The organism is Microbacterium sp. 1.5R, from assembly GCF_007667425.1.
Lineage (GTDB): Bacteria > Actinomycetota > Actinomycetes > Actinomycetales > Microbacteriaceae > Microbacterium.
Window position 1 is genome coordinate 415,940 of the sequence record NZ_VDRC01000001.1, and the last position, 12,454, is coordinate 428,393.

Sequence of the window (12,454 nt, forward strand, 5' to 3'; positions counted from 1 at the left end):
CTTCTATCCTAACAGTTCGCTCAGACGCCGAGGCTGAGAAGTTCGCGGGCATGGGTGAGTGCGGCATCCGAATCCGCAAGTCCGGAGAGCAGGCGGGCCATCTCCGCCTCGCGCTCCTCCCCCTTGAGTCGCCGGACGCTGGAGGCCGTGACCGCTCCGTCATGGGATTTCACGACGGAGAGGTGATTGCTGGCGAAGGCTGCGACCTGCGCGAGATGTGTGACGGCGATGACTTGGGACTTCTCTGCAAGTCGGGCGAGTCGTCGCCCGACCTCGATGGCCGCGGCACCGCCGATCCCCGCATCGACCTCGTCGAACACGAAGGTCGGAACGGGATCGGTGCCGGCGATGACCACCTCGATCGCGAGCATCACACGCGAGAGTTCACCGCCGGAGGCACCCTTCGCCACGGAGCGCGGCTCGGCGCCGGGATGCGGCGCGAGCAGGATGCCGACGTCGTCGCGACCGTGCGCGCTCTCGGCGCCGGCGGTCACGGCGACCTCGAGCGTCGCGTCCGGCATCGCGAGGGCGTGCAGCTCCTCCGTCACGGCGGCGCCGAGTCGTGCCGCCGCGGCCGTGCGTTCCGCGGACAGGACGGCGGCGCGCTCGTCGACCTCGGTGCGCGCAGCGTCGCGCTCGGCCTCGAGCCGTGCGATGCGGTCGCCGTCGTCGTCGAGCTCCGCGAGCCTCGTCGACCCGGTGCGCCAGAGTTCGAGGGCCTCGTCCAGCGTCCCGTGCGCACGTACGAGCGCGCCGAGTGCTGCACGGCGCTCCTCGACAGCGGCAAGCTCATGCGGCCCCGACTCATCGAGGTCGGCGAGGTAGGCCGAGAGCTGGCCGGCGAGGTCGGCGATGCGGTAGCCGATGTCGGCGAGACCCGCCGAGATGTCGGTGAGCGTCGGATCGGTCACACGCTCCAGCGAACGACGCGCTTCGGCCACCAGCGCGGACGCATCCGGCTCGCCCTCCTCGCTCGACAGCGCGTTGTGCGCGAGCGTCGCCGCGAGGCGCAGGTCTTCGGCGTTGGCGAGGCGCTCCGCGCGGGCGGCGAGCTCGTCGTCCTCCCCCGGCTCCGGAGCGGTCGCCTCGATCAGCGCGAGGGCCTCGCGCAGTCGCGTGGCCTCCTCCGCTCGACGGTCGCGGTTCTCCGTGATGTCGGCGATCTCGGCATCCAGCTCGCGCCAGCGCGCGAAGGCGACCGCATAGGCCTGCAGGGCGGTCGCTATCGGGGCGCCCCCGAATCGGTCGAGGGCATCGCGCTGGGCGGCGGCCGACCGCAGCCGGAGCTGCTCCGACTGTCCGTGGACGACGACGAGCTCGTCGGCGAGCGACGACAGCACCCCGGCCGGTGCCGCGCGTCCGCCGACGCTCGCGCGACTGCGTCCCTCCGCGCTCAGGGTGCGGGAGACATAGAGCTCCGCGACACCGGCGCCAGCCGGCTCCAGTTCGCCCCCGGCATCGGCGACGATATCGGCGACCTCGCCCTTCTCCGGCACGACCCACACTCCGGCGACGGACGCCTGTGCAGCACCGGCGCGCACCGCCCCGGAGTCCGCCCTGGCGCCGAGCAGCAGCCCGAGCCCTGTGACGACCATGGTCTTGCCCGCACCTGTCTCGCCGGTGATCGCGGTGAACCCCTTACCGAGCGGCAGGACGGCGTCGGCGATCACGCCGAGCCCCTGCATCCGCATCTCCTCGATCATGCGCCCGCTCCCTGCCCGCGCCAGCCTGCGACGGGGAGCTGGAACTTGCGCACGAGGCGGTTCGTGAACTCCGCCGTGTGCAGGCGCGCCAGTCGGACCGGCCGGGACGACCGTCGCACCACCACCCGTGCACCAGGCGGCAGGTCGTGAGACCGACGGCCATCGCACCAAAGGATTCCGGAGCCCGTGGTGCCGTCGAGCATCTCGATCGCGACGGCGGCGTCGGGGCTCACCACGAGCGGCTTAGCGAAGAGGGCGTGCGCCGACAGCGGCACCACGGCGATCGCCTCGACGGTGGGCCAGATCACCGGTCCGCCAGCGGAGAAGTTGTACGCGGTCGACCCCGTCGGGGTCGACACGACCATGCCGTCGCACCCGAAACTCGACAGCGGCAACCCGTCGATCTCGAGGACGACCTCGATCATGCGCTCGCGGCTGCCCTTCTCGACGGTCGCCTCGTTCAGTGCGAAGGTCTCGTAGACGACAGTGCCGTCGGCATCCTTCACCCGCACCGACAGCGCCAGGCGCTCCTCGACGTCGTAGTCGCGGTCGATGACGCGGCGCACGGCGGCGTCCATGTCGTCCCGGTCGATCTCGGCCAGGAATCCGACGTGCCCCATGTTGATGCCGAGCACCGGGGCCGAGCAGCCCCGTACCAGTTCGGCAGCGCGCAGGATCGTCCCGTCGCCGCCGAGCACGACTGCGAGCTCGAGATCCTCCTGCACGATGGTGTCGCCGAGCACATCGACATCGGCGAAGAACGGGTCGACAGCGCTGAGATCCGCGCTGTCGTCGCTCGCGAGCACCGGACGCGCACCGGCGCCGCGCAGCGCCTCGACCACACGTCGGGCGGCCTCCACGGTATCGGTACGCCTCGCGTGGGCGACGACCAGGATGTTGCGCACGTTCATCGTCCCCCTGCCAGTGCGTTGATGCGTTCCGACCATTCTGACGGATCCGTACCCCGCCCCGGAGCGAGGTGTACGAGATATTCCGTGTTCCCGTGGGTGCCGAGGATCGGCGACGGAAGGATGCCGAGCATGCCGAGCCCGACGTCCCAGGCGCTCCACACGACTCGCGCGACAGCGTCGGCGCGCGTGGCGTGATCGGTCACTAGTCCTCCGCGCACCGCGGTGCGACCGACCTCGAACTGCGGTTTCACGAGCAGCACGATGTCGGCGTGGGGTGCGGCGACCGCCGCGACGGAGGGCAGCACCAACTCCAGGGAGATGAACGACAGGTCCCCGACGACGAGGTCGGGCGCCTGCTCCTCTCCTGTCGCTGCGGCGAGGTTGTCCGGCGTCATGTGGCGGACGTTGTAACCCTCGACGAGGACGACGCCCGGGTCGGAGGCGATGGACGGCGCGAGCTGGTCGTGCCCGACGTCGACGGCCATCACGGCGCGCGCTCCGCGCTCTCGGAGCACCTGTGTGAAGCCGCCCGTCGAAGCGCCCATGTCGAGCGCGAGCGTGCCCTGGACAGTGATGTCGAATCCGTCGAGTGCCGCGATGAGCTTGTGCGCCGCCCTGCCGACGTAGTGATCCGCGCCGGAGACGGCGAGCTCGGCGGTGTCCGCGACAGGAGTGGACGGTTTGACGACGGGGCGTCCGTCGAGGCTGACCAGCCCCTCGGCTATCAATGCCGCGGCGTGCGTGCGTGAACGGGCGAGTCCTCGGGCGGCGAGGGCGGCATCGAGTCGCGTCATCGTGCGCCGGCGGCGTCGCGTCGATCGAGGCGTGCGCCGCTGTCGAGGCGGCGGGACAGTTCGTCGTGCAACCCGGAGTACGCCTCCGCACGGGACGCCAGCGGCTGCCCCTCGATCAGGCGCAGGCGACTCCACAGACCGTCAGCCGGCTCGTTCGTCGTCTCTTCAGTCACGTCTCTACTGTACGCGGAGGGTGCGACGGCGGGCCGGAGCCACGGCGCCCGCGCCAATGCTCTCAGGGACGGTGGAACGGGTCGTCGTAGAGGCGCTCGGGTACGCGCAGCACGAACACCGGGGTACCCGATGCCCAGATCGCCGACGCGCCGGCGCGGAGCAGATCGATCTGCTCGTCGCTTTCGGCGAGGATCTCGACGTCGGCACCTACGACGCGCACGGACGCTCCGTTCACCGTGTGGATGCCGTCCTTCACCGAGACGGTCGGGTAAGGCTCGTGCAGGTCGCGGAGATCACGGAGGATGTACGTCGGCCGCGACCCTTCGGGGGCTGCCAGCACATGCTTCGGCCGGTCGATGCCGGTGAGGACGAGAGCCGAGTCGATACCGGCCCGCGCCGCCCCCAGGATGTCGGTGTCGAGGCGATCGCCGATGAACAGCGGAGTCTGCGCACCGAAGCGCGACAGCGCCTCCTCGAAGATCGGCACCTCGGGCTTCCCGGCGACCGTGGCCAGTCGGCCGATCGCTGTGTGCACTGCGGAGACCAGAGTGCCGTTGCCCGGCGCGACGCCGCGCTCGCGCGGGATCGTCCAATCGGTGTTGGTGGCGATCCAGGGGATGCCGCCGTCCTCTTCCGGGACTTTGAGCGCGAAGGCGGCCTCCGCGAGATCCGTCCAGGCCACTTCGGGGGCGAAGCCCTGCACGACGGCGGCCGGAGAATCATCGGCGGAACGTGTAATCGTGTATCCGGCCTTCTCGGCCTCGTCGACGAGACCGTCGCCGCCGACGATGAGGAGGGTTGCCGGCGGAGGGACGATGCCCGCGAGCAGTCGCATCGCGGCCTGCGGGCTGGTGATCACGTCGGCCGGTGCGACCGTCAGGCCGAGGCTGCTGAGGTGCGACGCGACCGATGCGTCCGTCCGCGAGGCGTTGTTCGTGATGTAGCCGAGACGCACCGTCTCCGCCGCTCGGTTGAGGCTCTCGACCGCATGGGGAAGAGCGCCCGGTCCGGCGTAGACGACGCCATCGAGGTCGGCCAGTACGGCGTCGACTCCGTCGAGAGGCGTGCGCTGTGCCTGCTTCTTCGAGAACAGCCCCACCGCGCCTCAGTCCTCCTTCGAAGAGTCGAGCTCGTCGTCGCGGCCAGCGGGCTCGTCATCGCTCGACTGAGCATCGGCGGACTCGACCTCGTCGGCGAACTCGCCTTCACCGAGCAGCTCGCGGACCTCGGCCTCGATCGAGGGCTCGGACTCGGGTGCTGCCGGGCCGTCCTCCGCGCCATCCGCGTCTGCTCCGTCGCCGGGCTGGCCGTCAGCATCAGCCGAATCTTCCTCGACGTCTTCGATGTCTTCGATGCCTTCGGTGTCTTCGGTGTCTTCGATGTCTTCGGTGTCTTCGGTGTCTTCGATCAGCCCGTCCTCGACGAAGATCTCCTCGTCACCGGCCTCGTCGACGCCGAGTGCCTCAGCGGCGATCTCTGCACGATGTGCCCAGAACGCGGCCTCGTCCGCACGGCCGAGGTCTTCGAGCACTGCGGCACGCGCTGAGAACAACGCGGGGCTCCACTCGAATGCACGATCGGGATCGAGCTCCGGGATCTCCAGCTCGCCGAGCGCGAGCTCGAGGTCGCCCTGGTCGAGTCGCGCACCCGACATGGCGATCGCGAGCGCGACACGGACCGGCGTCGTCAGCGCGGCGCGGTCGACGGCGCGACCGGTCTCCAGCGCACGATCAGGACGCCCGATACCTCGTTCGCTGTCGACCATGAGTGCGATCTGGTCGTCCTTGCCGGAGATACGGCGGTAGGTCCGCAGCTCGCGGAGGGCGAGCGCGAAGTCCTCATTCGCGTACGCGGTGATGCCCAGCGTCTCGCGGACGATCGCGATACGTCCTGCGCGGCGGGAAGCCGCGAGGGCGTGCGCGTGCGCCAGGGCGGGATCCTCGTCGATGAGGCGGGATGCCATGGCGAGGTGCCGGGCGACGTGCTCCGCGTTCTCCTTGCTCAGCGTCTTGAGCTCGTTGCGAGCAGACGGGTGCAGGTCGCGCGCGGTGATCTCCTCCGGCAGGATCGGGTCATTGTGCCGGGGCCGTTCCTCGGAGGCCTGAACCGGACGCTCGCGCCCGGCTCCTCCGCGCTGCGGATACGACCGGCCGCGGTCGGAGTGCGATGACGCGCCCTCACGACGCTGAGCGCCACCATCGCGGTTGTAGCCGCCCTCACGACGGGGCGCACCGCCATCGCGGTTGTAGCCACCCTCGCGGCGCTGACCACCGCCATCACGGTTGTACCCGCCCTCACGACGCGGGGCACCACCATCACGGTTGTACCCGCCCTCACGACGCTGTCCACCACCGTCGCGGTTGTAGCCACCCTCACGACGAGGAGCACCACCGTCACGCTTGTAGCCGCCCTCACGACGCGGCGCACCACCGTCACGGTTGTAGCCGCCCTCACGACGCGGCGCACCACCGTCACGGTTGTAGCCGCCCTCACGACGCGGCGCACCACCGTCACGGTTGTAGCCGCCCTCGCGCCGAGGAGCACCACCGTCGCGGTTGTAGCCGCCCTCGCGCCGAGGAGCACCACCGTCGCGGTTGTAGCCGCCCTCGCGCCGAGGAGCACCACCATCGCGGTTGTAGCCGCCCTCACGACGCGGCGCACCACCATCACGGGAGTAGCCACCCTCACGACGCTGTCCACCACCGTCGCGGTTGTAGCCGCCCTCGCGCCGAGGAGCACCACCATCACGGGAGTAGCCACCCTCACGACGCGGCGCACCACCATCACGGGAGTAGCCACCCTCACGACGCGGCGCACCACCATCACGGGAGTAGCCACCCTCACGACGCGGCGCGCCGCCATCGCGACGCGGTGCACCACCCTCACGACGGGGCTGGTCGGAACGGGGTCCGGAAGGGCGGTCTCGGCGCGGTCCTCGGTCGTCGTTGCGACGCGGACGGCGCTCTTCCTCTTCCGGCATGATGCTCCCTGTTCTCATATGTGTTGTTAACGCGAAATGGCCACCCAACTTTGGGTGGCCATTTCGTCTAAAAGGAGTCCGGCGGTGTCCTACTCTCCCACAGGGTCCCCCCTGCAGTACCATCGGCGCTGTGAGGCTTAGCTTCCGGGTTCGGAATGTAACCGGGCGTTTCCCTCACGCTATGGCCGCCGAAACACTATTGATGTTTCAATCGTTTGCATAACGACAAAGTCATTTATGCGGTTCTCGACCGTACATCGAGAACCACTCAGTGGACGCAAGCACCAACGAACGGTGTGTTATCAAGTCATCGGCTTATTAGTACCAGTCAGCTGCACACGTTACCGTGCTTCCACATCTGGCCTATCAACCCAGTAGTCTGGCTGGGAGCCTCTCACCCGAAGGTATGGAAGTCTCATCTTGAGGCCGGCTTCCCGCTTAGATGCTTTCAGCGGTTATCCATCCCGAACGTAGCTAATCAGCGGTGCTCCTGGCGGAACAACTGACACACCAGAGGTTCGTCCAACCCGGTCCTCTCGTACTAGGGTCAGATCCTCTCAAACTTCCTACGCGCGCAGCGGATAGGGACCGAACTGTCTCACGACGTTCTAAACCCAGCTCGCGTACCGCTTTAATGGGCGAACAGCCCAACCCTTGGGACCTACTCCAGCCCCAGGATGCGACGAGCCGACATCGAGGTGCCAAACCATGCCGTCGATATGGACTCTTGGGCAAGATCAGCCTGTTATCCCCGAGGTACCTTTTATCCGTTGAGCGACAGCGCTTCCACAAGCCACTGCCGGATCACTAGTCCCGACTTTCGTCCCTGCTCGACCTGTCAGTCTCACAGTCAAGCTCCCTTGTGCACTTACACTCGACACCTGATTGCCAACCAGGTTGAGGGAACCTTTGGGCGCCTCCGTTACTTTTTGGGAGGCAACCGCCCCAGTTAAACTACCCACCAGGCACTGTCCCTGAACCGGATTACGGTTCGAAGTTAGATATCCAGAGTGACCAGAGTGGTATTTCAACAATGACTCCACATGAACTGGCGTCCATGCTTCACAGTCTCCCACCTATCCTACACAAGCCACACCGAACACCAATACCAAGCTGTAGTAAAGGTCACGGGGTCTTTCCGTCCTGCTGCGCGTAACGAGCATCTTTACTCGTAATGCAATTTCGCCGAGTTCGCGGTTGAGACAGTTGGGAAGTCGTTACGCCATTCGTGCAGGTCGGAACTTACCCGACAAGGAATTTCGCTACCTTAGGATGGTTATAGTTACCACCGCCGTTTACTGGGGCTTAAATTCTCAGCTTCGCCTTGCGGCTAACCGGTCCTCTTAACCTTCCAGCACCGGGCAGGCGTCAGTCCGTATACATCGTCTTGCGACTTGGCACGGACCTGTGTTTTTAGTAAACAGTCGCTACCCACTAGTCTCTGCGGCCACCACACCCTTTTCGGAGCAAGTCCGTATAAGTGGATGGCCCCCCTTCTCCCGAAGTTACGGGGGCATTTTGCCGAGTTCCTTAACCACGATTCTCTCGATCTCCTTGGTATTCTCTACCTGACCACCTGAGTCGGTTTGGGGTACGGGCAGCTAGAACCTCGCGTCGATGCTTTTCTTGGCAGCATAGGATCATCCACTTTTTATCCGCATCGTGTCTCAGCCTGTATGAGTCACGGATTTGCCTATGACTCGGCCTACGCACTTGCACCAGGACAACCATCGCCTGGCTTGGACTACCTTCCTGCGTCACACCTGTTAATACGCTAACCGCACCAGCATGGGGTCGTGCGCTAGGCCCACAGCGTCACCCCGAAGGGATCAGTCAGTGGGATTCAGACACTTAGCACTACTAGATTAGTTTGGGCGGTTCTTCGCCGGTACGGGAATATCAACCCGTTGTCCATCGACTACGCCTGTCGGCCTCGCCTTAGGTCCCGACTTACCCAGGGAAGATTAGCTTGACCCTGGAACCCTTGGTCTTTCGGAGGACGTGTTTCTCACACGTCTTTCGCTACTCATGCCTGCATTCTCACTCGTGTAGCCTCCACGGCTGGTTTCCACCGCCGCTTCGCTGGCCACACGACGCTCTCCTACCCATCAACACGGCTGGACCACGAAGGCCTACCAATAATGTCAATGCCACAACTTCGGTGGCGTGCTTGAGCCCCGTTACATTGTCGGCGCGGAATCACTTGACCAGTGAGCTATTACGCACTCTTTCAAGGGTGGCTGCTTCTAAGCCAACCTCCTGGTTGTCAAAGCAACTCCACATCCTTTCCCACTTAGCACGCGCTTTGGGACCTTAGTTGGTGGTCTGGGTTGTTTCCCTCTCGACTATGAAGCTTATCCCCCACAGTCTCACTGCTGCGCTCTCACTTACCGGCATTCGGAGTTTGGCTGACGTCAGTAACCTTGTAGGGCCCATCGGCCATCCAGTAGCTCTACCTCCGGCAAGAAACACGCAACGCTGCACCTAAATGCATTTCGGAGAGAACCAGCTATCACGAAGTTTGATTGGCCTTTCACCCCTATCCACAGCTCATCCCCTCAGTTTTCAACCTAAGTGGGTTCGGTCCTCCACGACGTCTTACCGTCGCTTCAACCTGGCCATGGATAGATCACTTCGCTTCGGGTCTAGGACATGCGACTGAATCGCCCTATTCAGACTCGCTTTCGCTACGGCTACCCCACACGGGTTAACCTCGCCACATATCGCTAACTCGCAGGCTCATTCTTCAAAAGGCACGCTGTCACACCTACCAGGGGTGCTCCAACGGTTTGTAAGCAAACGGTTTCAGGTACTATTTCACTCCCCTCCCGGGGTACTTTTCACCTTTCCCTCACGGTACTTGTCCGCTATCGGTCATCTGGGAGTATTTAGGCTTATCAGGTGGTCCTGACAGATTCACACGGGATTTCACGGGCCCCGTGCTACTTGGGATACTCTTCGCGCCAAGGGAGGCATTTCGACTACGGGGTTGGCACCCTCTATGACCGGCCTTTCAAGACCGTTCGTCTATACCCTCTTGTAACGCCGCCATCTCGGCAGAGATGACTGAAAAGTCCCACAACCCCGAACGTGCAACTCCTGCCGGATATCACACACGCTCGGTTTAGCCTGATCCGGTTTCGCTCGCCACTACTAACGGAATCGCGGTTGCTTTCTCTTCCTGTGGGTACTGAGATGTTTCACTTCCCCACGTTCCCTCTACCCGCCCTATATATTCAGGCGGGAGTCACTAGGTCGGCACGCCGCCCAGCGGGGTTTCCCCATTCGGACACCCTCGGATCAAAACTTGCTTATCAGTTCCCCGAGGCTTATCGCAGATTGCTACGTCCTTCTTCGGCTCCAGATGCCAAGGCATCCACCGTTTGCTCTTAAAGACTTGAAATCACATGAGTTCGAATCAAAAACTCGACCCCACCCGAAGGCGGGATCAGAAATTGACTAATGATCTTTAAGATCATCTTGCGCAACAACCCGAAAGTTGTTGCAAGATGCTCGCGTCCACTGTGTAGTTCTCAAAGTACGGGCGGTACCCCTCATCCCCTCCCACCCGGGGAGACGACAAAAGGCCCAGAGGTCCAGTTCGACCCGAAGGCCGGCCCGGTCCCTCAGGACCCAACAGCGTGCAGGTGCGACATCCGTCACCCTCCCCGTTCCTACCGCAAGCGGTGTACTAGAGAAGACCAACATCCTTCGCACCATGTCAAATGTTCCACCCATGAGCTCCCAGCGAAGAACGTATGCCTTCGAACTGGGTTCTGGAAGTCCGAAGACTTCAGATGCTCCTTAGAAAGGAGGTGATCCAGCCGCACCTTCCGGTACGGCTACCTTGTTACGACTTAGTCCTAATTACCGATCCCACCTTCGACGGCTCCCTCCACAAGGGTTAGGCCACCGGCTTCAGGTGTTACCGACTTTCATGACTTGACGGGCGGTGTGTACAAGACCCGGGAACGTATTCACCGCAGCGTTGCTGATCTGCGATTACTAGCGACTCCGACTTCATGAGGTCGAGTTGCAGACCTCAATCCGAACTGGGACCGGCTTTTTGGGATTCGCTCCACCTCGCGGTATTGCAGCCCTTTGTACCGGCCATTGTAGCATGCGTGAAGCCCAAGACATAAGGGGCATGATGATTTGACGTCATCCCCACCTTCCTCCGAGTTGACCCCGGCAGTATCCCATGAGTTCCCACCATTACGTGCTGGCAACATAGAACGAGGGTTGCGCTCGTTGCGGGACTTAACCCAACATCTCACGACACGAGCTGACGACAACCATGCACCACCTGTTTACGAGTGTCCAAAGAGTTGACCATTTCTGGCCCGTTCTCGTATATGTCAAGCCTTGGTAAGGTTCTTCGCGTTGCATCGAATTAATCCGCATGCTCCGCCGCTTGTGCGGGTCCCCGTCAATTCCTTTGAGTTTTAGCCTTGCGGCCGTACTCCCCAGGCGGGGAACTTAATGCGTTAGCTGCGTCACGGAATCCGTGGAATGGACCCCACAACTAGTTCCCAACGTTTACGGGGTGGACTACCAGGGTATCTAAGCCTGTTTGCTCCCCACCCTTTCGCTCCTCAGCGTCAGTTACGGCCCAGAGATCTGCCTTCGCCATCGGTGTTCCTCCTGATATCTGCGCATTCCACCGCTACACCAGGAATTCCAATCTCCCCTACCGCACTCTAGTCTGCCCGTACCCACTGCAGGCCCGAGGTTGAGCCTCGGGATTTCACAGCAGACGCGACAAACCGCCTACGAGCTCTTTACGCCCAATAATTCCGGATAACGCTTGCGCCCTACGTATTACCGCGGCTGCTGGCACGTAGTTAGCCGGCGCTTTTTCTGCAGGTACCGTCACTTTCGCTTCTTCCCTGCTAAAAGAGGTTTACAACCCGAAGGCCGTCATCCCTCACGCGGCGTTGCTGCATCAGGCTTTCGCCCATTGTGCAATATTCCCCACTGCTGCCTCCCGTAGGAGTCTGGGCCGTGTCTCAGTCCCAGTGTGGCCGGTCACCCTCTCAGGCCGGCTACCCGTCGACGCCTTGGTGAGCCATTACCTCACCAACAAGCTGATAGGCCGCGAGCCCATCCCCAACCAAAAAATCTTTCCAGTAACTGACCATGCGGCCGCTACTCGTATCCAGTATTAGACGCCGTTTCCAGCGCTTATCCCAGAGTCAGGGGCAGGTTGCTCACGTGTTACTCACCCGTTCGCCACTGATCCACCCAGCAAGCTGGGCTTCACCGTTCGACTTGCATGTGTTAAGCACGCCGCCAGCGTTCATCCTGAGCCAGGATCAAACTCTCCGTAAAAAAGAAATGCATACGAACACCCGGAATAGGGCGACGCAGCGAGTTTGATGCTGACCAAAGAGATATTCATTGCTGACTATCCGTTGCCACTCCCCAAAGGAAGTGGTCTTTGATCCAAAGGAATCTCACCCTGCCGAAGCAGGATCGAGGTTATTTGGCATTTGACAAGTGCACGCTGTTGAGTTCTCAAGGATCGGACGCTCCCCCGACCCAACCATCACAGTCAGGCCCGAAGGGCAACTTCTCAATCTTACCCACCCTGTCTCGCTTGTCAAATCGGCGCGCGGCGCGAATCTGAGAGCCGCTGCGCAGCTGAGGACAGCCGCAGATGGGGTGGATCTCCCATTCTAGACGCAGGCGTCCGTTCTCACAAGTGAGTGGATGTGGGAGGTGGTTCTCCGCTTGAGGGGGGTGAAGCTTTCGGCCTCTCCGCTTCCCTGTGGGGCGAACAAGTAATAAGTTACGCGGATCCTGGGGGTCTGGCAAATCGGCAGGGTCACCCCGGGCGTGTCGAAGCGGGCCCTCGCGCCGTTTGCCCAGTCCAGCGCGGAAAACTCGCCG

6 protein-coding genes and 3 rRNA genes are annotated in these 12,454 nt (G+C 63.2%); all 9 read right to left on the reverse strand.

Annotated features, from left to right (window positions below):
- Positions 1-20: 20 nt before the first annotated feature.
- The 9 genes from recN to FSY98_RS02115 all read right to left on the reverse strand — a co-directional run bounded on the left by recN (position 21) and on the right by FSY98_RS02115 (position 11,893).
- Complete coding sequence (gene recN, locus FSY98_RS02080; RefSeq protein ID WP_144873492.1) at positions 21-1,703, reverse strand: DNA repair protein RecN; 1,683 nt, start codon at positions 1,701-1,703, stop codon at positions 21-23.
- Positions 1,700-2,614, reverse strand: coding sequence for an NAD kinase (locus tag FSY98_RS02085; RefSeq protein ID WP_144873495.1), 915 nt, complete (start codon positions 2,612-2,614; stop codon positions 1,700-1,702). The genes recN and FSY98_RS02085 overlap by 4 nt, the downstream gene beginning before the upstream one ends.
- A complete protein-coding gene (locus FSY98_RS02090) occupies positions 2,611-3,408 on the reverse strand; it encodes a TlyA family RNA methyltransferase (protein ID WP_144873498.1) in 798 nt (265 codons plus the stop codon). The genes FSY98_RS02085 and FSY98_RS02090 overlap by 4 nt, the downstream gene beginning before the upstream one ends.
- Positions 3,405-3,581 (reverse strand): hypothetical protein, encoded by a 177-nt coding sequence (locus FSY98_RS16600; protein ID WP_186307520.1) that lies wholly within the window; start codon positions 3,579-3,581, stop codon positions 3,405-3,407. Before FSY98_RS16600 ends, FSY98_RS02090 begins: the two co-directional genes overlap by 4 nt.
- Positions 3,582-3,643: 62 nt before the next feature.
- Positions 3,644-4,681, reverse strand: a complete 1,038-nt coding sequence (locus tag FSY98_RS02095; RefSeq protein WP_144873501.1) for an HAD-IIA family hydrolase — start codon at positions 4,679-4,681, stop codon at positions 3,644-3,646.
- A 6-nt stretch (positions 4,682-4,687) separates the two neighbouring features.
- Complete coding sequence (locus FSY98_RS16980; RefSeq protein WP_313955845.1) at positions 4,688-6,562, reverse strand: hypothetical protein; 1,875 nt, start codon at positions 6,560-6,562, stop codon at positions 4,688-4,690.
- Positions 6,563-6,638: 76 nt separating this feature from the next.
- A 5S ribosomal RNA gene (rrf, locus tag FSY98_RS02105) occupies positions 6,639-6,755 on the reverse strand.
- Between the two features lie 105 nt (positions 6,756-6,860).
- Positions 6,861-9,965 (reverse strand): 23S ribosomal RNA (locus tag FSY98_RS02110).
- Between the two features lie 405 nt (positions 9,966-10,370).
- Positions 10,371-11,893: ribosomal RNA gene (locus tag FSY98_RS02115) — 16S ribosomal RNA — on the reverse strand.
- The 16S, 23S and 5S rRNA genes sit together here, the layout of an rRNA operon.
- Between the last annotated feature and the right edge of the window lie 561 nt (positions 11,894-12,454).